Below are 18,928 nucleotides of genomic sequence, written 5' to 3'. Positions count from 1 at the left end.
TGGCAATCCGGCTCAGCTCGGCCGGACGCGGCGGGCGACGTAGACGACGTTGACCGCGTACCGGTCGGTGCCGGGCAGCACGCTCGCCGCCGAGTCGACACCTCGCGCGATCCGGTCGAGGCCGCGCCGCTCGTACCAACCCTGCGTCAGCATCGAGAAGCCGCGGCGCTCCACGGTCTCGAACCCGTGCCTGGCCAGCAGCCGGTCGATCTCGTCGTGCGACAGCTCGGCGAACCACCGCTGCCCCCGCAGCCGGTGCGCCCGCAGGTGCCGCAGCGAGTTGGTGTTGCCGTGGTTCTCGATGACGAGCAGCCCGGCGCCGGGGTCGGGCAGGGCCTTCGCCGCGAACGCGAGGGCCCGGTCGCGGACGGCGTCGTCGACGTTGAGCAGCAGCCGGAACATGGTGACGAGCGCCGGCCCGTCCGCCGGTGCGGGCTGCGGCACGGGGCCGTCGGCCGGGATCGCGTGCAGCTGCGCCCGGGTGCCGACCTCGGCGGCCTTGGCGAGCATGTCGGCGGACGTGTCGTAGCCGTGGGCCTCCCGGACGAGCCCGTGCAGGCTGCGGATCGCCCGCCCGGTGCCGCAGGCGAAGTCGTGCTGGACCGGCCGCCGGTCCGGGAACGACCGCCGGACCAGGGCCCGCAGGTAGGCCCGCTGCCGCTCGTTGATCCGCGACGCGTAGCTGCCGGGTGCGTAGGTGACGTGCTCATACTTGTCGACCGCGCCGGTGTGCTGGAACACCCGTGCGTAGTTCATATCCAAAGCTGATTCCCCGTTCGGTGGTGCCGCCTACCCAGGCCAACCGTGCCGTGACCGATCGGATACGGCTAGTGACGTTCCGAGATCTTTCGAGACCTACGCTGAGGGTATATACGCGGCGTATACTCTCAGCGTATGGTGGTCGGCATGAGCGTTCCCCTCACGCTGCTCGGGCTCCTGGAGCGCGAGCCCAGCCACGGCTATGACCTCAAGCGCGACTACGACACCTTCTTCGGCCGCGGCAAGCCGCTGTCGTTCGGCCAGGTCTACGCGACCCTCGGCCGCCTCGCCCGCGACGGCAAGGTCGTCATCAGTGACGTCGAGCCGGGGGAGGGCCCCGATCGCAAGCGGTATGTCATCACCGATGCCGGCGCCACCGAGGTCGACACCTGGCTCGCCGAGCCCGTCGAGCCCGAGCCGCACCTGCAGACGGTGCTGTTCGCCAAGGTCGTGCTGTCGCTGATGCTGGGCCGCTCCGCCGAGGACTACCTGGACCTGCAGCGCAGCGCCCACCTGCGACGCATGCAGCAGCTGACCGAGATCAAGCGCGCCGGCAACCTCGTCGACGCGATGCTCGCCGACCACGGCCTGTTCCACCTCGAGGCCGACCTGCACTGGATCGAGACGACGGTCGCGCGTCTCGACGCACTCACGAAAGAGGTCCGTCGATGATTGAGGCCAGAGACGTCCGGTTGTCGTTCGGGCAGACGCCCGCGCTGCGCGGTGCCACCCTCGCCGTCGACGAGGGCGAGATCGTCGCCGTGATGGGCCCCAGCGGCTCCGGCAAGTCGACGCTGCTGCACTGCCTCGCCGGCATCCTCGTCCCCGACGAGGGCGAGATCCACTTCGACGGCGCCCGCATCGACCGGCTCGACGAGACCGGCCGCAGCACCCTGCGCCGCGACCGGTTCGGGTTCGTGTTCCAGTTCGGCCAGCTCGTGCCGGAGCTGACCGCCGAGGACAACATCGCCCTGCCGCTGCTGCTGGGCGGTGCCCGCCGAGCGGACGCCGTCGCGCAGGCCCGGCCCTGGTTCGCCCGGCTCGGCCTCGAAGGGCTCGAGCAGCGCCGCTCCGGCGAGCTGTCCGGCGGCCAGGCGCAGCGCATCGCCCTCGCCCGCGCGCTGGTCGCCAAGCCCCGTGTCCTGTTCGCCGACGAGCCGACCGGCTCCCTCGACTCGCTCACCGGCGAGCAGGTCATGGACCTCATGGTCGACTCCGCGCGGGCGCAGGGCACGACCGTCGTCCTCGTCACCCACGAGGCCCGTGTCGCGGCGTACGCCGACCGCCAGGTCATCGTCCGGGACGGCCGTGTCCACGCCCTCGCCAGGAGCGCGTCGTGATCCGGTTCGGGCTGCGCCTCACGCTCGCGAGCGGCCGGGAGGCGGTGATCAGGCTCGTCGTCATGGCCGGCGCGGTCGCGCTCGGCGTGTGGCTGCTGGTGAGCACCCTCGCCGGTGTCAACGCCGTCGACGGGCAGGTCGCCAGGATGGCCGCGCTCAGCGCGCAGACACCCGCCGACGACGGTCCGCTGTGGTGGGCCGAGCGCAACGCGGAGTACTTCGGCGGCCAGTCGATCACCAGGGTCGACGTCGCCGTGCTCGCCGCCGGCGCGCCCGTCCCCAACGGTCTGCCGCGACTGCCCGGGCAGGGGGAGTACTACGTCTCGCCGGCCCTCGCCGACCTGATCGACTCGACCCCCGCCGACCAGCTCGGCGACCGTTTCCCCGGCCGGCGGGCGGGGCTCATCGGCGACGCCGCGCTGCCCTCGCCCGGCACCCTCGCCGTCGTCGTCGGCGGCACCCCGGAGTTCGTTTCGCAGCTGTACGGCGCCCGCCGCGTCAGCGGGTTCCCCGCCGACGGGTTCGGACTGCCCGTCGCCGCGCTCGACCTGATCCTGTCCGTCGTCGCCGGCGGGCTGCTCTTCCCGGTGCTGATCTTCATCGGCACCGCGACCCGGCTCAGCGCCGCCCGGCGGGAGCAGCGCTTCGCCGCGATGCGCCTCATCGGCGGCACGCCCCGGCAGATCTCCGTCGTCGCCGCCGTCGAGTCGACCGTCGCCGCGCTGCTCGGCACCGCCGCCGGGTTCGGGCTCTACCTCGCGCTCCGTGAGCAGGTCGCCGGGATCCCGTTCACCGGCCTGCCGTTCCAGCCCGACGACGTGACCCTCGGGCCGCTGATGACCGTCGCGGTCGCGCTCGGCGTGCCCGCCGGCGCCGCGATCGCCGCCCGGGTGGCGCTGCGCCGGGTCCGCATCTCCCCGCTCGGGGTCGTGCGCCGGGTCACGCCGAAGCCACCCCGCTGGTTCCGCCTGCTCCCGCTGCTGCTCGGCATCGGCGAGCTCACGTTCTTCATCGGCCGCGTGCCGGACAGCTCCAACCAGCAGGTCGCGGTCTTCCTGCCTGGGCTGCTGCTCATCATGGCCGGCCTGGTGATCGCCGGGCCGTGGCTGACGATGGTCGGCGCCCGGCTGCTCGCCCGCCGGGCGCAGCGGCCCGCGACCCTCATCGCGGCCCGACGCATGAGCGACAACCCGTCGGCCGCCTTCCGGGCGATCAGCGGCGTCGTCATCGGCCTCTTCGTCACCACCACGTCCGTCGGCATCATCCACACCCTGTCCGAGGAGCGCGGCCGGCACGTCGACGCGCTCTCCGCCGCCACGCTGGTCACGATGTTCGAACGTGACCCGGACAGCATCCCCGCGCCGGTCATCGCCTCCCTGACGGCCCTGCCCGGGGTCCGCAACGTGACGGTCGTGCGGGGCAACCCCGATCGCGACGGCGACTACGGCGGCCTCGCCCTGTGTGCCGACCTCGCCAGGGCGCCCGAGTACGGCCGCTGCGCCGACGGGGCGACGGTCGCCTGGGTCCACGAGGACCTGCTGGGGTGGCGTGTCACGCACGGCGCCGGCATCGTCTGGCCGGCGGCGCCGCTGACCGAGGCGCAGCTGGCCGCGCTGCCGGTGATGACGGTCGTCACCGGCACCGACGGCGCCACCGCCACCCTGGAACGCACCCGCACCGCGCTGGAGCGGGCATTTCCCGACCTGCGGGTCCAGCCGGTCACCGAGCGGGACCGCGCCGAGGACCGGAACTCGCAGCTGGCCGGCTTCGAGCAGCTCGCCGCCGTCATCATCTTCGCGAGCCTGCCGATCGCCGGGTGCAGCCTCGCGGTCGCCGTCATCGCCGGTCTCACCGACCGCAAACGGCCCTTCAGCCTGCTGCGGCTCACGGGTGTACCGCTCGCAGTGCTGCGGCGGGTCGTCGCTCTGGAGAGCGCGGTGCCGTTGCTGGCCGCCGCCGCCCTGGCGATCGGGGCCGGGCTGCTGGGCGCGCAACTGTTCCTGAAGGCGCAGATGGACTACACGCTGCACCTGCCGTCACTGAGCTACGCCGCGATCGTCGCCGGTGCGCTGCTGATGTCCCTGGCCATCATCGCCGCGACGTTTCCGCTGCTGCGGCGCATCACCGGTCCGGAGACCGCCCGGAGCGAGTGACCGCCTTCGTTTCTGGCGCCGGGGCTTCGGCTCCGGCGCTACCGGCCGGTGCCGACCTACGATGTCCCGATGGCGTTCTACCTTCCGCTGGGCTCCGGCCGGTTCGCTTCGACGGAACACACGCGTGGGCCCTGGGACGCGGGGTCGCAGCACGCCGGACCGCCGGCGGCGCTGCTCGGCCGGGCGGTGGAGCAGGTGGCGCCGCCCGGCATGCGGGTCGCCCGGATGACCTTCGAGATCGCCAAGCCGGTCCCGATCGCCGAACTGTCCGTGGATGCGCGGATCGTCCGGCAGGGGCGCAGTGTCGTGCTCGTGGAGGCGGCGATCGAGCCGTACATGCGCTGCACCGCGCTGCTGATCCGCGCCGGTGCGGACGTGGTGCCCGCCGCGACCCCGGCCCCGACCGTCTACCTCGACGGCGCCACGGTCAAGCCGCTCTACCCGACGACGCACGACGTCGGCTACCACACCGCGATGGACTTCCGCTTCTCCGAAGGCTCGTTCCTGGAGCGCGGCCCGGCGACCGCCTGGCTGCGCATGAACGAGTCCCTTGTGGACGGTGAGGAGCCGAGCCCGCTGGTCCGCGTCCTGGTCGCCGCCGACTCGGGCAACGGGATCAGCAACGAGCTGGAGCTGAGCAACTTCCTCTTCGTGAACGCGGACCTGACCGTGCACCTGCTGCGGCACCCCATCGGGGAATGGGTGTGCCTGCGCTCGGTCACCTCCATCGACCCCGCCGGCATCGGCCTCGCCGACACCGCGCTGCACGACCAGCACGGCCCCATCGGCCGCTCGGTCCAGAGCCTTTTTGTCGCACCCCGCCGGTAGGGTGATTCTCGTACAGGTGATCGAATATTGGCGTATGGTGATCGCATGGCGGACAGTGGACTCAGTGATCGGCAGCAGCGCGTTCTGACCGTGATCCGCGGCTGGGTCGAGGAGCACGGCTATCCACCCACGGTGCGCGAGATCGGCGCGGCTGTCGGCCTGGTCTCCACGTCGTCGGTGTCGCACCATCTCAAGTCGCTGGAGCGCCTCGGCTACCTGCGCCGCGATGGCCGCTGGCCCCGGGCGATGGACGCGCGGGAGGGCGTGCGCGCGGATGCGAGCGGCGCCCAGTCGGGTCCTGATGCCCGCTCTGGCAACGGCTCCGGCGTTGCGGGCGGGGTGGGATCGGGCGTCGACGGCGACGGTCGTGTGGGGGCCGGCCGCGGTGCGGGTGGCGCTGACGTCCGGCTCGGCCCGTGGGCCGGGGTCGCCGGCGACGTGCGGTCCGGTGCTCGGGGCGCTGACAGTGCTGGGGTTTGCGGGGCTGACCGTGCGGTGGTTCGCGGCGCCGACGGTGCGGTGGTTCGCGGTGATGACGGTGCGGGAGCTCGCGGTGCTGTCGGGGCTGACGTTCGGCTCGGTCCGTGGGCCGGGGTCGCGGGGGATATGCGGCCCGGTGCCCGGGGCGCTGACGCTGCCGGGGTCCGCTGCGACGACGGTGCCGGTGTTCGGGGCGCTGACGGTGCTGGGGTTTGCGGTGCTGACGGTGCTGGGGTTTGCGGTGCTGACGGTGCCGGGGTTCGCGGTGCTGAGGGTGCCGGTGTTCGGGGCGCTGACGGTGCCGGGGTTCGCTGGGCTGACGGTGCCGGGGTTCGCGGGGCTGATGGTGCTGGGTTTCGCGGGGCTGTCGGGGGCGAGGTTCGGCTCGGTCCTTGGGCCGGGGTCGCTGGGGACCTCCAGGCCGGTGCCCGGAGCGACGATCGTGCCGAGGGCCGCCGCGGCGACGACGGGACCGATGCCCGGACCGGGGGCCGGACCCGGGCCAGATCCGGCGGGCGGGCCGGTGCCCATGGCGCGTCGGGCACCATCCACCGAGACGCCGGGGTCAGCGTGCCGGTGCTCGGTGCGATCGCCGCCGGTCAGCCGATCCTCGCCGAAGAGCAGGCAGACGACGAGCTGACCCTGCCGTCCTCGATCGTCGGCCACGGCAGCCTGTTCGCGCTGCGCGTCAAGGGCGACTCTATGATCGAGGCCGCCATCTGCGACGGCGACTTCGTCGTGGTCCGCCGCCAGCCGGTCGCCGACAACGGCGACATCGTCGCCGCGATGATCGACGGCGAGGCCACCGTCAAGGTCTACCGCCGCCGCGACGACGGGCACGTCGACCTCATGCCCCGCAACCCTGCGTACGACATCATTCCGGGCGACGAGGCCACCATTCTCGGCCGCGTCGTCAGCGTCCTGCGCCGCCTCTGACTCCGTCCGCCACCGGCGGGCCGTCGTCCGGCTCGGGTCGTCCGGTTCGGGTCGCCGGCTTGTGTTCCCGGTTCGGGTCGCCGGTTGGTGTGCCTGGCCGTGTCCGCTGGGGGCGCTGTCTCGGGCTGTGGTGCCGGGGACGCGGGTCGGGGGCGGCGGCGGGCGGGGTTGTGCGGCGGTGGGGTGGGAAGAAGGCGTGGGTGGAGCTGGAGTTCGGCAAGGTGGGGCTGTCGGGTGCGGTCGACCTGATGGTGCGGGTGGTTGAGGCGGCCGGTGCGATCGTCATCTTCGTCGGGGCGGCGGTGGCGTTCGTGCGGTTCGTGATCGTGGCGGTGCGGACCCGGCAGGTTGAGGGGTTCACGCAGGTCAGGCTGGGGCTGGGACGGTTCCTGGCACTGGGGCTGGAGTTTCAGCTCGCCGGTGACATCCTGCGGACGGCGGTCGCTCCGACGCTGCGGGAGATCGGGGAACTCGCCGCGGTCGCCGCGATTCGCACGGGGCTCAACTACTTCCTCGGGCGCGAGATCAAGGAGGAGCGGGAGGAGCTCGACCGGCGGAAGGACGCGGCTGTGCCGTGATGCGGGCGCTGTTGGAGTACGCGGCGCTGGGCTGCGTCGCGGCGGGGCTGGTCGCGGGGTGGTTGACGTTCGCGCTCGGAAGGGATGTGCGGGGCGCGTTGCAGGTCGCGCTGGACTTCTGGCTCGCGGGCGGGATGCTGCGGCTCGCCGTCAGGACGGACTGGCGGACGCTCGCGGTCGCGGCGGTGATTCTCGTGGTCCGGAAGCTGCTCGTGGTGTCGGTGAACCAGGCCCGGAGGGATCGTTTGCGCGAACGCAATGAGGGGTAGCCATAACGGTGTTCACCCAGGTATTTCCACGTTTGGAGGACCTCGTGTCGACCGACGCGATCGTTGTGCTCAAAGAGGACCACAAGACCGTCAAGCGGCTCTTCAAGGAGTTCCAGTCGGCGGGGGACGCGGCGAAGCGGCGCAAGGCCGAGATCGTCGGCAAGATTCTGGAGGAGCTGACCGTCCACACGTACCTCGAGAACGAGGTCATGTACCCGGAGGTCCGCAAGCTGCTGCCGGACATCGAGGACGACGTGCTGGAGTCGTACGAGGAGCATCACGTCGCGGACGTGCTGTGCTTCGAGCTCGCCACGATGAGCCCGGACGACGAGCACTTCGACGCGAAGGTGTCGGTGCTCATCGAGAACGTGACGCACCACATCGACGAGGAGGAGCAGGAGTGGTTCCCGAAGGTCCGGGAGGGCCTCGGTCGTAACCAGCTGCAGGAGATCGGCGCTCGCATGGAGGAGCTGCGGCCCAGCGCGCCGAAGAAGCCGAGCCAGCCGAAGGCGCTGAAGAAGGCGCTCGACGCCATGACCGCCTGACGGCACGCACAGCTCCGCGCCCCGCCACCGGCTCCGGCCGGTCGCGGGGCGCGCGCCGTCTACGAGACCGGCGCCGGCTTCACGGTGCCGGCACCAACGGGGGCAGCGTCGGCGGCGAGGGCGGCGTGGATGACCCACACGGTGCCGGGGGAGTCGGCGAGGAGCATCGTGGCGACCGCGGCCGTGCGGACCACGTCGGTGGTGAGCATGACCCGGCGGCGGTCCCAGCGGTCGCTGAGCACCCCGGCGAGCGGGCCGGGCAGCAGCACCGGCAGGTACTCCGCGGCGAGGGTGAGACCGGTGGCCATGAGCGAGCCGGTGATCTGCAGGACGTGCGCGGGGACGGCGACGGTCAGCAGCCGGCTGCCGAGCAGGCTGACGAACCGGCCCGTCCAGAGCAGCCTGAAGTCGCGCACCCGCAGCGCCTCGAGCATCCCGGGCGCCTTCGGCACCCGTCGATCCTTGCGCAGGCCCGGTGTTTCGGCGGACCCGTGCCGGGCATGGGGCTCGTATGCGTGTGCTGGCCAAGTTGGAGAATGCCCGCTGGCTCGACCGGATCGGTGACGCCGTCCGGCGGGCCGTGCTCGCCACCGTGGGCAAGGGGCGGGTCGGTGAGACGCTGCACGGGCAGCCGATCGGGCACCCGGCGCACCCGGCGATCGTGCAGTTCCCGGTCGGCGCGTGGATGAGCGCGGCCATGCTCGACCTGCTGCCCGGCACCGAACACGCCGCGACCGCGCTGCTCGTCGCGGGCACCGCCGGGACGCTGCCCGCGGTCGTGACCGGCGCCGCCGACTTCGGCACCCTCTCGCGGGAGCAGCGCCGGGTCGCGCTGGTGCACGCGGCCGCGAACACCGCCGCGGTCGGCCTGTTCACCGCGTCGATCGTGGCGCGGCTGCGCGGCGACCACCGGCGCGGGCGGGCGCTGTCGTTCGCGGGGGTGGGCGTCGCCGGGGCCGGCGCGTATCTCGGTGGGCACCTGGCGTTCGCACAGGCGGCCGGGGTCAACCACGCCGCTGCGGCGCTGCCTCGTGTACCGCTGGAGTGGAGCGCCGTGGACTCCGTCGACAGCTTCACGGACGGGAAGGTCGGCACGAGGGCGTTCGGCGACACGACCGTGCTCGTGTACCGGGAGAACGGCCGGTTCAGCGTGATGGTGGCCGAGTGCGCGCACCGGGGTGGCCCGCTGGCCGACGGGCGCACCATCGACGTCGACGGGCAGACGTGCGTCCAGTGCCCGTGGCACGGCAGCGTGTTCGCGCTCGCCGACGGGCACGCCGTGCACGGCCCGGCGGGCTCCGACCAGGTGCTGCTGCGCACCCGCGTCCGCGACGGCCTGCTGGAGGCGGCCCGGCCGTGACGGTTCTCGGGACGGAGCCAGCCCGGCTGTGACGGGCGTCCGGACGGAGGCGGCACTTCGATCAGGAGGAGCACAGCATGCGCATCGTCATCGTCGGCGCCACCGGCAACGCCGGGACCGCCCTGCTGCGCCGCCTGCACCAGGACGGCACGCACGACCTCGCCGGCGTGGTCCGGCGGCTGCCGGGAGCGGCGGCCGGCGCACCGTACACCGGCGTCGACTGGTATCAGTGCGACATCGGCGCGACGGGTGCCAGACAGCAGCTGGAGCCGGTGTTCGCCGGGGCGGACGCGGTCGTGCACCTCGCCTGGCAGATCCAGCCGAGCCACGACCGCCGGGTGCTGCGCCGCACCAACGTCGACGGCAGCCGGGCCGTCATCACCGCCGCCGTCCGGGCCGGCGTGCCGGCGCTCGTCGTCGCCTCGTCCGTCGGCGTCTACGCGCCCGGGCCGAAGGACCGCCTCGTCGGCGAGGACTGGCCGAAGACCGGGGTGGCGGCCTCGTCGTACAGCCGGGACAAGGTCGTCGTCGAAGGCATGCTCGACACCGTCGAGCGCGCCGACCCGCGGCTGCGGATCGTGCGGGTGCGGCCCGGCCTGATCTTCCAGCGGGACGCCGGCACCGAGATCGCCCGGTACTTCCTCGGCCCGCTCGCACCGACCCGCCTGCTGCGCTTCGGCCGGCTGCCGATCGTGCCGGACAACCCGCGGCTGCGGCTGCAGGCGGTCCACGCCGACGACGTCGCCGACGCGTACGCGCGGGTGCTCACCTCGGACGTCCGCGGCGCGTTCAACATCGCGACGGACCCGGTCCTCACCCCGCAGGTGGCCGCCGAGCACTTCCGCGGCCGGACGGTGCCGGTGCCGGGCCTGCTGCTGCGCAGCGGTGCCGCACTCTCCTGGTGGCTGCGCCTGCAGCCCGTCGACGCGGGCTGGGTCCAGCTGGCGTTGAGCGCGCCGCTGATGTCGAGCGCGCGGGCCGCCGCCGAGCTCGGCTGGCACCCGTCGGTCGACGCGGTCGCGGCGATGCGCGAGCTGGTCGACGGCATGGCGGCCAGGGCGCACACGAAGAGCCCGCCGATGTCCGCCGGTCGCCTGCTCCCGGGCCGCCCCGGCGGCCTGCTCCGCGGCCGGCTGCCGGGGACCGGCAACCCGTACTGAACCGGCGGGGAACCAGCATCGGCGTTTCGCCGTCAGAAGGGCATGGTGAGCAGCAGGCAGGTCATGGGTGCGATGCTCGGACTCTTGATGACGGCGACGGCGATGGCGGGCTGTGCCAGGCCGGTGCCGCCCGACTCGGTCGCCGGACCGGCCGCCTCGGCGCCGGGCTCCGCCGCATCGCCGGGTGGCGACATCGCCGTTCAGGTGCTTCGGCGGTATCTCGGCACACCTGAGGAGAACTCGTTCCCCGAGCGGGCGTTCCCCACGGTGTACGTCATGGACCACACGTTCGCCGACGCCGCCGATCCGAGCGGGAAGGACGACGCCGGCGTGCCGATCCCGGCCGGGACGCAGCAGCGGATCGCCGCCGAGCTGGCGTCGCAGGCGAAGATCGTGTTCGTCGCCGACCGCGCGACCGTGATCGAGACCAAGGAGGGCTGCGCGCGGGTCAAGGAGGGCGGCATCCTGATCACGCTCGGCACCGCCGCTGGTGACGGGCGCCGGGTCACGGTCGGCATCAACGGTTTCGTCGCCTGCCTCGGTGCGACCTGGCTGACCTACGTCGTGCAGTACCAGAGCGGCGACGGCTGGCAGGTCACCGGCACGACCGGGTCGATGTCGATCGCCTGAGCAGCCTGACGGGCGGGGTCCGGGCCGGGTCGTGGGCGGACGTCCCCGGAACCCGCGCACACTCCGACACCGCGGACATACCCGACGGTAACGTCCGGTTCGGACTAGGCTGGCCCGGTCCACCGACTCGAAGGGACCACCGCGATGGCGAAGGTCATCTCCTCGTTGTTCATCTCGGCCGACGGCGTGGCCGAGATCGATCCCGACTGGCACTTCCCGTACTTCGACGACAACATGGGCCGCTGTGTCGGCGAGGACTACGACACCGCCGACGTGCTGCTCATCGGCCGTGAGACCTACGACAGCTTCGCCGGGGCGTGGCCCGGGCGGGAGGCCGCGGGCGGCGAGGACGCGGGGTTCGCCAAGCAGCTGGGCGACGTGCGCAAGGTGGTCGTGTCGCGGCAGCCGCTGGAGTTCACGTGGCGCAACTCCGAGCTGGTCGACGGCGACCTCGTCGAGGCCGTCACGGCGCTCAAGGCCGACCCGGGCGTCAAGGGCATCCTCATCCCCGGCTCGATCTCGGTGGTGCAGCAGCTGCTCGCCGCCGGTCTGGTCGACGAGGTGCGCCTGCTGGTGCACCCGGTGGCGGCGCGCAAGGGCCGGCGGCTGTTCGACGAGGGTGACGCCCCGTACCACCTGAAGGTGACGGCGACGGAGGTGTTCCCGACCGGCGTGATCCGGGTGATCTACGCGCCCGGCGAGCCGCCGTCGAAGGCCGGCTACGACGACGTCAAGGACCAGGTGCCCGCCGGCCAGTAGACCCCGGGGCCGCCGGTGCCCTCCTGCTTGTGGCGAGCGTCCGATACAAGCCTGGCCGCCGCCGGGTCGCGGAGACTGCGCGGCATGAGCGATGACTTCACCCCCGCGCTTGGACGTCTGGCGCCGACCAGGTTCTACGATCCGGTGGTCGCACTGACCCGTGAGCGACGCTGGCGGTCTTCGGTCGTCATGTACGTGTCGCCCCGGCCGGGCGAGACCGTCGTCGACGTCGGCTGCGGGACCGGCTCCCTCGCGCTGCTCCTGGCCCGCGCCGAGCCCCGCGCCACGATCGTCGGCGTCGACCCCGACCCTTCGGTGCTGGCCGCCGCCGAACGCAAGGCCGCCGCCGAACGCAAGGCCGCCGCCGAGCGCAAGGCCGCCGCCGAGCGCAAGGCCGCCGTCAAGGGCGAGGCCGCCGCCGGGGGCAACGGTGCCGGCGGGGCGGTGCGGTGGCTGGCGGGGATGGGTGACGCGCTGGTGTCGTTGCTGGGCGCGGGATCCGTGGACACGGCGGTGTCCAGTCTCGTGCTGCACCAGTGCCCGGTCCCGGTCAAGCAGGCGATCCTCGCGTCGATGCACGCGGTGCTGCGCCCCGGTGGCCGGCTGGTGGTCGCAGACTACGGGCTGCAGCGGACGAGGCTGATGCGCCTGGCGTTCCGGACCGTGCAGCTCGCCGACGGCAGGGCCGACACCCAGCCCAACGCCGACGGTGTCCTGCCCGGGCTGATCGCCGGGGCCGGGTTCGGCGACGTCCGCGAGGCGGAGGTCGTGCCCACGGTCACCGGATCGATCTCGCTCTACGTCGCGCACCGCCCCTGACCGAGTCCACGCCTCACCCGCCCCGGCGTCGAACGACGACCGGCGGCGGGTGAGCGACGGTCTGCGGCGAATGGGCGGCGGGCTGCGGCGGTTGGGCGGCGGCCGGCGGGTGGGTGCCGAGGGCGGCGACGACGGCGGCCGGGGTCAGGCCGATCATCTCGCGCATCCGGCGGGTCAGGTGGGCCTGGTCGGTGAAGCCCGCTTCGGCGGCCGCGTCGGCCGGTGACCGGCCCCGCTGCAGCGCCTCCGCCGCCCGGCGCAGCCGAGCCCACACGCGCCAGCGGGCCAGCGGCATGCCCAGCTGCGCCTGAGCGAGGGCGCGCAGCCGCTGCGGGGACAGTCCGACCGCGGCGGCCAGGCCGGCCATCGGCGGCGCGTCGCCGCGCAGCGTGTCCATGGCCCGCAGCAGTCGCGGGTCGAGCCCGCCGGCCGGGCGCATGCTCGCCGGGCCGAGGTCGCCCTCGCTCATGGCGTGCAGCTCGGTCGCGTTCGCGATGCCGCCACCGTACCGCCGCCGCAACCGACCGGCGAAGACGCACTGCGGCTCGACGAAGAACGTGACCAGGTGCGCCGTCGCGAGCATCCTGTGCCGCACCATCGGCGCCACGACCAGCACCGTGCCCCGGTGCCTGGCTCCGGCCGCGTCCACCATCCGCACCTCGCCATGCGCGGCGATCGCCACCTGAAACGCGGCGTGGCTGTGCACGGCGCTGTCCGCCGCCGGCCCCCGGTACACCGCGTAGCCCTCGCCGACCTTGAACCGCGCGCTGGAGTCCACGGCACCGATCCTGCCCTGCGGGGAGATGGGACGCCGGCCCGCCGAGTGGGTATGCGGGAGGTATGAGCGACGAGAAGACGGACGAGAACGCCACCATGGGCACCACCGGCACGCCCGGCACCGCGGGCGCCGACGCGATCGACGACCCGGACCGCCCGAACGCGTCGGCCGCGGGCGCGCACACGACGCTGGGGCTGGGCGGGCAGGCGGACGCGCCGGGGCTGCCGTTCGACCACAAGCCCGACTCCAGCGACCCGGTCCACACCCGGCAGACCGCGACCGAGCGCGGCGAGGGCGGCAGCTGAGCCGGCAACGACCCCGAGAGCCTGCCTGACGACTAGAGCCTGACGACGGCCATGTCCCACTGGAAGCCGGCCTCGTCGGACCACGACGCGACGACGGTGCCGCGCGGCACCTTGAACGGGCCGGTGCCGTTGAACACCAGGCCGGCCGTGCCGTCCGCGCAGCACCAGCGCAGGTGGGCGAGCAGCTCGTCGTCGACGCCGGCCTCGCCGAGGGCGGCCTCCCACTCCTCGTCGGCGTCGGACTCGAACTCGAACAGGTCCCCGGGCCCGTCGCCGACCTGGGTGGCGGCGCGCATCGCGTCGAAGAGCGTGCCGTCGGAGGCGAGCCGCACGTAGGCGACGCGCCAGTCCTCCGCAGGGGGCAGCTGGAGGTCGCGGCCCTCGACGTGCTCGCGCGCCGGGGGCGCGTCGAACAGGGAGCCCGCCGCGTCGATCCGCAGCGGCCCTTCGTCGTGCATCGCCAGGTGCGGGTGCACCAGGACGGTGTCGCCGCGCAGGGCCGCGGGGTCGAGCCACGCGGGCAGCCGGTCGAGCCCGGCCTCACGCAGGAAGTTGCCCCACGCGTAGACGGCGTAGGTCGCGTCCTCCGGGTGGTCGGACAGCGGCGCTCCGAGCAGCGCCTCGAATGCGGGGGTGAGCCTGGCACGCCATTCGTCGGACATGCCAGTTGATCTTAGTCGGTGGTCCTCGCCCATGCGTCGACGGGCGGCGTCGCGGTCACCGGCTCGGCCGGCATGATGATCCACAGGATCGGGTAGACCAGGATCTGGCTGCCCGGGATCAGCAGCAGGATCAGGATGAACAGCAGCCGGGCCGGCCAGGGGTCGATGCCGAAGCGCCGCCCGAGCCCGGCGCACACGCCGCCGAGCACCCGGCCCTGCGCCGGCCGGACCAGGCCCTGTTGTCGCATCGACTGGTGCACGCTTTCCATCGTCTCGCTCCTTCGTCGCGTGATCGCGTTGTTCCTCAAGCGTGCGCCGGCGGGACCCTTGACGGCATCAGGGATCGGCCCCGGTCGTCCCCTGAGACCCGGCCACGGGACGCGGGCGGTGGCAGACTGCTGTCATGGCGGAGATCGTGGAGCTGCTGTCGTCGCCGTCGCACCGGTACGTGGGGCGCCCCGCCGACGGTCCGCTGCCGGGCTCCGCCGGTGACCTCGTCAGCGAGATCCGGATCCGGGCCGGGCTGGGAGTCGCCGGCGACCGGTACTTCGGCAGGCCGGCGCACCGGGAGGCGAGCGTCACCGTCATCGCGCGGGAGTCGCTGCCCGGCGGGGCGGGGCTGACGCAGGTCCGGCGCAACATCATGGTCGCCGGGATCGCCGTGGACGAGCTCGTCGGCGCGGTGCTGACCCTCGACAGCGGCGACGGACCGGTCCGGCTGCGGGTGCGGCGGGCCGCGCACCCGTGCGCCTGGATGGACGTGACCATCGGGCCGGGCGCGTGGAAGGCGTTGCGGGGCAAGGGCGGTGTGCGCTGCGAACCGCTCGACGACGGGGTCCTGCGGGTCGGCCCGGTGGACTTCAGCGTGTCGCGTTGAGCTCCCGCCGGACCGTGTCGAACAGCGGCGACTCCCGCAGCTGCCGCCAGGGCAGGAAGAGCGGCTCGGAAGGTCGTCGAAGCCATACCAGCCGAGGCTGACGCACTTGTCGGGCTCGAGGATCGCCGGCTCGCCCGCGAGGTGGTCGGCGAGCATCCAGACGGTGACGTAGTGCCGGTCCTCGTCGGTGAAGACGTCGTTGGTGACGGCGCCGAACCGGACGTTGGTGATCTGGACGCCGGTCTCCTCGAGGACCTCGCGGGCCGCGGTGTCCTCGAACGACTCGCCGAACTCGAGGTGCCCACCCGGCACCGACCACGTGCCTGCGCCGTGCGCGCCGCGGCGGCGCCCCATGAGGAACCTGCCGTCGCGGAACACGAAGACCGCGATCCCCACCCTGACCACGGCAGGAGCCTACCCGAGCTCGGGCCGGCCCAGCGGGATCCACTCCCGGCCGAGGTTGACCTGACCGCCCTTGGTGGCGATGACGACGCCGTCCCGGTACGGGTGCGGCGCCTCGGCGACGAGCTCCTCGTTTGGCGCCCAGGTCGTAGGAGTCGGCGGTGTCGACGAGCGTGACGCCGAGCTCGACGGCCCGCCCGGCTGTCGCCACCGCCGTCGAGGTCCTTGCCGCGCACGCCGCCGCACTGAGCACTCGGTGACGGATCCTGTACCGGGCGCAGGCCCGGGGCGTTCGGTGAGCGTGCGGAGCGGCCGGCGGCTACGCTCCCGGCCATGGGAGCGCAGGGACTGGTGGCGGCCTTGGTGAGCGCGGGGTTGCTGGCGTGGCCCGCACCCGTCCTGGCCCCGACGGAGGTGCCGGACGCGGTCGTGCCGTGCCCGTACGCCTCGATCCCCACCGTCCCGCCGACGCCGCCGTCGCCCGTCCTGGACCCCGCCGCGCCCGCGATCGGTGGTCAGCGGCTCAGCACGACCGGTCTGGCGGTGGCGGCCGGGACCGCGGCACCGCCGACGCTGTCGGCCATGTCGTGGGTCGTGGCCGACCTGGACAGCGGCGAGGTCCTGGGCGCGTGCGCGCCGCACCTGCGCCGCCGGCCGGCGAGCGTGCAGAAGCTGCTGCTCGCCGCGACCGCCCTGCCGAAGCTGGACCCCGCGCAGGTCGTCGAGGCGACCGCTGAGGACCTTGACCTGCCCGCGGACAGCTCCGCCGTCGGCATGATCGTCGGCGGGAAGTACCCGGTGTCGACGCTGTGGCTCGGGCTGCTGCTGCAGTCCGGCAACGACACCGCCAACGCCCTGGCCCGCGTCGCCGGCGGCGAGGGCGGGGTGGCCGCCACGATCGCCGCGATGAACGCCGAGGCGCACCGGCTCGGCGCCGACGACACCCACGCCGTCACCCCGTCCGGGCTCGACGCCCCCGACCAGTTCACCAGCGCCTACGACCTGGCCCTCATCGCCCGCGCCGACTTCGCCCGGCCGGACTTCATCACCTACGACACCACCCTCACCTTCCAGTGGCCCGCGCAGCCGCCGAAGGACCCGAAGGGCTTCCAGATCCAGAACGAGAACAAGCTCCTCACCAGCTACCAGGGCGCGATCGGCGGCAAGACCGGCTTCACCGACGAGGCCCGCCACACGTACGTCGGCGCCGCCGAGCGCAACGGCCGCCGCCTCGTCGTCACCGTCATGGGCGCGGAGATCGTGCCCGCCCGCGCGTGGAAGCAGGGCACGATGCTGCTCGACTGGGGGTTCGCCCTGCCGGCGGGGACGTCCGTCGGCCACCTCGTCACCCCGGAGGAGGCGGCCAAGCTGCACGCCGCCCCGCCGCCGTCGACCGCCCCGTCCGCGGCGCCGGCCGCCGCCCGGCCCGCGGCCGGAAACAGCGGGTACTCGGTCTGGCCCACGATCCTCGCCGTCGGGGCGGTGGCGCTGACCGCCGCCGCGGTGGGCGTCGTCATGCGCATCCGGCGCCGGCGCGCGGCATAAGATCGGTCATGCCGTTCGCGCCACCGGAGAACAGGATCGGGCTCGGGCTCGCCGCCGTGGGGCGGCCCGGGTACATCAACCTCGGCCGGGAGCGGGACCTGCCCGCCGACCGGTCGGTCGAGGCGCTGCGGGCACGCAGCCACGACCTGCTCGACGCCGCGTATGCCGCCGGGGTCCGCTATTTCGACGTCGCCCGTTCGTACGGGCTGGCGGAGGAGTTCCTCGCCGGCTGGCTGCCCGGGAAGGCGGGTGTCGTCGTCGGGTCGAAGTGGGGCTACACGTACACGGCCGGGTGGCGGGTCGACGCGCCCGTGCACGAGGCGAAGGACCACTCCGTCGCCACGTTCGACCGGCAGGTGGCCGAGAGCCTGGAGCTGTTCGGGGACCGGCTCGACCTGTACCAGATCCACTCCGTGACACCGGAGAGCACCGCGCTCACCGACGCGGCGCTGCACCGGCGGCTCGCGGACCTCGCCGCCACCGGCGTCACCGTCGGGCTGTCCACCAGCGGGCCGCGCCAGGCCGACGCGATCCGGGCCGCGCTGCGCGTCGAGGTGGGCGGCGAGCCGCTGTTCCGCACCGTGCAGGCGACGTGGAACCCGCTCGAGCCCTCCGCCGGGCCGGCCCTCGCCGAGGCGCACGCCGACGGCCGGGCCGTGATCGTCAAGGAGGCCCTGGCGAACGGGCGGCTCGCCGCCTGCGACGCGGCAGCCATCGCCGCCGCGCTGCGCCGGCCGTGGGTGGACGTGGTCCTGTCCGGCGCGGCCACGACCGCGCAGCTCGCCGCCAACCTGCGCGCCCTCGACCTGGCCGGCCCTCGCCGGTCGCCGGCCGCCGAGCCGGAGCCGCACACCGGGGACGCCGCCGATGCGGGCGCACCGCCGGCCGCCGACGCGGAACCGCGTGGGGGAGACGCCGCCGACCCGGAGCCGCGTGGGGGAGACGCCGCCGACCCGGAGCCGCGCGGGCGGGACCTCGCCGGCCTGGGACCGTTGCCGGCCGCCGAGCCACCCGATGTGTACTGGGCGCACCGCGCGTCGCTGCGCTGGTCATGACGCCGGCGGAAGCCACTCCTGCCAGGCGCCGACCGGCACGAACCCTTCCGCCGCGTACAGCGGCTCCGCCATGGGGGTCGCCTGCAGGCTCGCCGTGGCGAAACCCCGGTCGCGCGCGTCCCGCAGGGCCCGGCGCAGCACGGCCCTCGCGAGCCCCCGCCGCCGCGCCCGCGGCAGCGTCGCCACGAACGACACGTTCGCATCGGTGCCGGCGGCGATGACCACCAGGCACGACTCGTGGCCCGACGACGCGAACGCCCGCAGCCCCGGCACGCCACGCAGCAGCGACACGTCGGTGCCGGTGATCCCCGCGACGACCGAGGCGTCGGCGAGCACGGTGCCGGATTCCGGCGGCGGTACGGGCCGGCTCAGGTCACATCGCATCGGCACGGTCGTCTCGTCGCGCCGCATGCCCGCCCCGGCGAGCGCGGCGGCCGTGCGGTCGTCGGCGGACCAGATCGCGGGACGGGGCACGCCGTCGAACACGGCCCGGACCGCCGGCAGCGCAGCCGGATCCAGCAGGACCGCGTTGCACAGCACGGGATGGCTCGGGAAGCGCGCCGCGACGAAGCCGTCGCCGCGCACCACCGCGGCGTCGGCGTGCGGGACCGCCATCGCCTCCCACGAGGCCACCAGCGAGGCGAGATACCGTCCGAACGCGTCCATGTGGACCAGTGTCCCGCAGGGT

The 18,928-nt window shown here is 73.7% G+C and carries 23 protein-coding genes and 3 pseudogenes; 18 read left to right on the top strand and 8 right to left on the bottom strand.

Annotated features, from left to right (window positions below; all coding sequences use genetic code 11):
• Positions 1-12: 12 nt before the first annotated feature.
• Positions 13-756, bottom strand: a complete 744-nt coding sequence (locus ACFY3L_RS16630) for a methyltransferase domain-containing protein (protein WP_389323807.1) — start codon at positions 754-756, stop codon at positions 13-15.
• 150 nt (positions 757-906) lie between these two features.
• Between ACFY3L_RS16630 and ACFY3L_RS16625 the strand changes: the two genes are divergently transcribed.
• The 9 genes and pseudogenes from ACFY3L_RS16625 (at position 907) to ACFY3L_RS16585 (ending at position 7,888) form a co-directional block, all read left to right on the top strand.
• A complete protein-coding gene (locus ACFY3L_RS16625; protein ID WP_389323803.1) occupies positions 907-1,431 on the top strand; it encodes a PadR family transcriptional regulator in 525 nt (174 codons plus the stop codon).
• A complete protein-coding gene (locus ACFY3L_RS16620) occupies positions 1,428-2,099 on the top strand; it encodes an ABC transporter ATP-binding protein (protein ID WP_389323800.1) in 672 nt (223 codons plus the stop codon). Before ACFY3L_RS16625 ends, ACFY3L_RS16620 begins: the two co-directional genes overlap by 4 nt.
• Positions 2,096-4,252, top strand: a complete 2,157-nt coding sequence (locus tag ACFY3L_RS16615; RefSeq protein ID WP_389323797.1) for an FtsX-like permease family protein — start codon at positions 2,096-2,098, stop codon at positions 4,250-4,252. Before ACFY3L_RS16620 ends, ACFY3L_RS16615 begins: the two co-directional genes overlap by 4 nt.
• 69 nt (positions 4,253-4,321) lie before the next feature.
• Positions 4,322-5,080, top strand: coding sequence for a thioesterase family protein (locus ACFY3L_RS16610; RefSeq protein ID WP_389323794.1), 759 nt, complete (start codon positions 4,322-4,324; stop codon positions 5,078-5,080).
• Positions 5,081-5,125: 45 nt separating this feature from the next.
• Positions 5,126-5,314: pseudogene (locus tag ACFY3L_RS16605) on the top strand (helix-turn-helix domain-containing protein); the annotation flags it as partial.
• Between the two features lie 801 nt (positions 5,315-6,115).
• Positions 6,116-6,496, top strand: a pseudogene (gene lexA, locus ACFY3L_RS16600) (transcriptional repressor LexA); the annotation flags it as partial.
• 248 nt (positions 6,497-6,744) lie between these two features.
• Positions 6,745-7,074 carry a DUF1622 domain-containing protein gene (locus ACFY3L_RS16595; RefSeq protein ID WP_389324582.1) on the top strand — a complete coding sequence of 110 codons (330 nt, stop codon included), beginning with the start codon at positions 6,745-6,747 and terminating at the stop codon, positions 7,072-7,074.
• On the top strand, positions 7,071-7,343 hold the full coding sequence (locus ACFY3L_RS16590; RefSeq protein WP_389323792.1) for a hypothetical protein: 273 nt from the start codon (positions 7,071-7,073) through the stop codon (positions 7,341-7,343). The genes ACFY3L_RS16595 and ACFY3L_RS16590 overlap by 4 nt, the downstream gene beginning before the upstream one ends.
• Positions 7,344-7,387: 44 nt before the next feature.
• The gene (locus ACFY3L_RS16585; RefSeq protein WP_389323790.1) at positions 7,388-7,888 is read left to right on the top strand and encodes a hemerythrin domain-containing protein; all 501 of its coding nucleotides are present in this window, start codon (positions 7,388-7,390) and stop codon (positions 7,886-7,888) included.
• A gap of 59 nt (positions 7,889-7,947) precedes the next feature.
• Here ACFY3L_RS16585 and ACFY3L_RS16580 read toward each other — a convergent pair whose 3' ends face one another.
• On the bottom strand, positions 7,948-8,340 hold the full coding sequence (locus tag ACFY3L_RS16580) for an MFS transporter (protein WP_389323787.1): 393 nt from the start codon (positions 8,338-8,340) through the stop codon (positions 7,948-7,950).
• Between the two features lie 59 nt (positions 8,341-8,399).
• Here ACFY3L_RS16580 and ACFY3L_RS16575 point away from each other — a divergent pair, with 59 nt between their 5' ends.
• Together ACFY3L_RS16575 and ACFY3L_RS16570 are read left to right on the top strand one after the other, a co-directional pair.
• A complete protein-coding gene (locus ACFY3L_RS16575) occupies positions 8,400-9,248 on the top strand; it encodes a Rieske 2Fe-2S domain-containing protein (protein WP_389323784.1) in 849 nt (282 codons plus the stop codon).
• Between the two features lie 77 nt (positions 9,249-9,325).
• Positions 9,326-10,408 carry an NAD-dependent epimerase/dehydratase family protein gene (locus ACFY3L_RS16570; protein WP_389323781.1) on the top strand — a complete coding sequence of 361 codons (1,083 nt, stop codon included), beginning with the start codon at positions 9,326-9,328 and terminating at the stop codon, positions 10,406-10,408.
• 32 nt (positions 10,409-10,440) lie between these two features.
• On the opposite strand, the gene ACFY3L_RS16565 is transcribed toward ACFY3L_RS16570, so the two are convergent.
• Positions 10,441-10,602: a hypothetical protein gene (locus ACFY3L_RS16565; RefSeq protein WP_389323777.1), complete on the bottom strand. Its 162-nt coding sequence runs from the start codon at positions 10,600-10,602 to the stop codon at positions 10,441-10,443.
• Positions 10,603-10,612: 10 nt separating this feature from the next.
• Here ACFY3L_RS16565 and ACFY3L_RS16560 point away from each other — a divergent pair, with 10 nt between their 5' ends.
• From ACFY3L_RS16560 to ACFY3L_RS16550, 3 genes are all read left to right on the top strand, one after another.
• Entirely contained in the window at positions 10,613-11,038 is a 426-nt protein-coding gene (locus ACFY3L_RS16560; protein WP_389323774.1) for a hypothetical protein, read from the top strand.
• Between the two features lie 144 nt (positions 11,039-11,182).
• Positions 11,183-11,797 carry a dihydrofolate reductase family protein gene (locus ACFY3L_RS16555; protein WP_389323771.1) on the top strand — a complete coding sequence of 205 codons (615 nt, stop codon included), beginning with the start codon at positions 11,183-11,185 and terminating at the stop codon, positions 11,795-11,797.
• An 84-nt stretch (positions 11,798-11,881) separates the two neighbouring features.
• Entirely contained in the window at positions 11,882-12,616 is a 735-nt protein-coding gene (locus ACFY3L_RS16550) for a class I SAM-dependent methyltransferase (RefSeq protein WP_389323767.1), read from the top strand.
• A gap of 13 nt (positions 12,617-12,629) precedes the next feature.
• Here ACFY3L_RS16550 and ACFY3L_RS16545 read toward each other — a convergent pair whose 3' ends face one another.
• On the bottom strand, positions 12,630-13,394 hold the full coding sequence (locus ACFY3L_RS16545; RefSeq protein ID WP_389323764.1) for a helix-turn-helix domain-containing protein: 765 nt from the start codon (positions 13,392-13,394) through the stop codon (positions 12,630-12,632).
• A gap of 62 nt (positions 13,395-13,456) precedes the next feature.
• Between ACFY3L_RS16545 and ACFY3L_RS16540 the strand changes: the two genes are divergently transcribed.
• Complete coding sequence (locus tag ACFY3L_RS16540; RefSeq protein WP_389323761.1) at positions 13,457-13,699, top strand: hypothetical protein; 243 nt, start codon at positions 13,457-13,459, stop codon at positions 13,697-13,699.
• Positions 13,700-13,731: 32 nt separating this feature from the next.
• Here ACFY3L_RS16540 and ACFY3L_RS16535 read toward each other — a convergent pair whose 3' ends face one another.
• Together ACFY3L_RS16535 and ACFY3L_RS16530 are read right to left on the bottom strand one after the other, a co-directional pair.
• Positions 13,732-14,361, bottom strand: a complete 630-nt coding sequence (locus ACFY3L_RS16535; protein WP_389323758.1) for a hypothetical protein — start codon at positions 14,359-14,361, stop codon at positions 13,732-13,734.
• A gap of 11 nt (positions 14,362-14,372) precedes the next feature.
• Positions 14,373-14,630, bottom strand: coding sequence for a PspC domain-containing protein (locus tag ACFY3L_RS16530; RefSeq protein WP_389323755.1), 258 nt, complete (start codon positions 14,628-14,630; stop codon positions 14,373-14,375).
• A gap of 134 nt (positions 14,631-14,764) precedes the next feature.
• Between ACFY3L_RS16530 and ACFY3L_RS16525 the strand changes: the two genes are divergently transcribed.
• Positions 14,765-15,238, top strand: coding sequence for a molybdenum cofactor biosysynthesis protein (locus ACFY3L_RS16525; protein ID WP_389323752.1), 474 nt, complete (start codon positions 14,765-14,767; stop codon positions 15,236-15,238).
• An 81-nt stretch (positions 15,239-15,319) separates the two neighbouring features.
• Here the strand turns inward: ACFY3L_RS16525 and ACFY3L_RS16520 are convergent.
• A pseudogene (locus tag ACFY3L_RS16520) lies at positions 15,320-15,634 on the bottom strand (NUDIX hydrolase); the annotation flags it as partial.
• Between the two features lie 339 nt (positions 15,635-15,973).
• Between ACFY3L_RS16520 and ACFY3L_RS16515 the strand changes: the two are divergent.
• Complete coding sequence (locus tag ACFY3L_RS16515; protein WP_389323749.1) at positions 15,974-17,185, top strand: D-alanyl-D-alanine carboxypeptidase family protein; 1,212 nt, start codon at positions 15,974-15,976, stop codon at positions 17,183-17,185.
• Positions 17,186-17,193: 8 nt separating this feature from the next.
• The gene (locus ACFY3L_RS16510) at positions 17,194-18,240 is read left to right on the top strand and encodes an aldo/keto reductase (protein WP_389323746.1); all 1,047 of its coding nucleotides are present in this window, start codon (positions 17,194-17,196) and stop codon (positions 18,238-18,240) included.
• Here ACFY3L_RS16510 and ACFY3L_RS16505 read toward each other — a convergent pair.
• Positions 18,235-18,906 carry a GNAT family N-acetyltransferase gene (locus ACFY3L_RS16505; RefSeq protein ID WP_389323743.1) on the bottom strand — a complete coding sequence of 224 codons (672 nt, stop codon included), beginning with the start codon at positions 18,904-18,906 and terminating at the stop codon, positions 18,235-18,237. The genes ACFY3L_RS16510 and ACFY3L_RS16505 overlap by 6 nt on opposite strands.
• Positions 18,907-18,928 lie beyond the last annotated feature (22 nt).

The organism is Dactylosporangium sp. NPDC000521 (assembly GCF_042898305.1).
Taxonomy (GTDB): domain Bacteria; phylum Actinomycetota; class Actinomycetes; order Mycobacteriales; family Micromonosporaceae; genus Dactylosporangium.
The sequence above is the reverse complement of the archived record's forward strand: the minus strand, read 5'-3'. Positions and strand labels throughout refer to the sequence as shown.

Excerpts from the sequence above, each read along its gene's own strand:
- ACFY3L_RS16630 (WP_389323807.1), bottom strand. The coding sequence starts at position 756 with ATGAACTACGCACGGGTGTTCCAGCACACCGGCGCGGTCGACAAGTAT.
- ACFY3L_RS16625 (WP_389323803.1), top strand. The coding sequence starts at position 907 with ATGAGCGTTCCCCTCACGCTGCTCGGGCTCCTGGAGCGCGAGCCCAGC.
- ACFY3L_RS16620 (WP_389323800.1), top strand. The coding sequence starts at position 1,428 with ATGATTGAGGCCAGAGACGTCCGGTTGTCGTTCGGGCAGACGCCCGCG.
- ACFY3L_RS16610 (WP_389323794.1), top strand. The coding sequence starts at position 4,322 with ATGGCGTTCTACCTTCCGCTGGGCTCCGGCCGGTTCGCTTCGACGGAA.
- ACFY3L_RS16595 (WP_389324582.1), top strand. The coding sequence starts at position 6,745 with ATGGTGCGGGTGGTTGAGGCGGCCGGTGCGATCGTCATCTTCGTCGGG.
- ACFY3L_RS16575 (WP_389323784.1), top strand. The coding sequence starts at position 8,400 with ATGCGTGTGCTGGCCAAGTTGGAGAATGCCCGCTGGCTCGACCGGATC.
- ACFY3L_RS16570 (WP_389323781.1), top strand. The coding sequence starts at position 9,326 with ATGCGCATCGTCATCGTCGGCGCCACCGGCAACGCCGGGACCGCCCTG.
- ACFY3L_RS16565 (WP_389323777.1), bottom strand. The coding sequence starts at position 10,602 with ATGTCGCCACCCGGCGATGCGGCGGAGCCCGGCGCCGAGGCGGCCGGT.
- ACFY3L_RS16555 (WP_389323771.1), top strand. The coding sequence starts at position 11,183 with ATGGCGAAGGTCATCTCCTCGTTGTTCATCTCGGCCGACGGCGTGGCC.
- ACFY3L_RS16550 (WP_389323767.1), top strand. The coding sequence starts at position 11,882 with ATGAGCGATGACTTCACCCCCGCGCTTGGACGTCTGGCGCCGACCAGG.
- ACFY3L_RS16540 (WP_389323761.1), top strand. The coding sequence starts at position 13,457 with ATGAGCGACGAGAAGACGGACGAGAACGCCACCATGGGCACCACCGGC.
- ACFY3L_RS16535 (WP_389323758.1), bottom strand. The coding sequence starts at position 14,361 with ATGTCCGACGAATGGCGTGCCAGGCTCACCCCCGCATTCGAGGCGCTG.
- ACFY3L_RS16530 (WP_389323755.1), bottom strand. The coding sequence starts at position 14,630 with ATGGAAAGCGTGCACCAGTCGATGCGACAACAGGGCCTGGTCCGGCCG.
- ACFY3L_RS16525 (WP_389323752.1), top strand. The coding sequence starts at position 14,765 with ATGGCGGAGATCGTGGAGCTGCTGTCGTCGCCGTCGCACCGGTACGTG.
- ACFY3L_RS16515 (WP_389323749.1), top strand. The coding sequence starts at position 15,974 with ATGGGAGCGCAGGGACTGGTGGCGGCCTTGGTGAGCGCGGGGTTGCTG.
- ACFY3L_RS16510 (WP_389323746.1), top strand. The coding sequence starts at position 17,194 with ATGCCGTTCGCGCCACCGGAGAACAGGATCGGGCTCGGGCTCGCCGCC.
- ACFY3L_RS16505 (WP_389323743.1), bottom strand. The coding sequence starts at position 18,906 with ATGGACGCGTTCGGACGGTATCTCGCCTCGCTGGTGGCCTCGTGGGAG.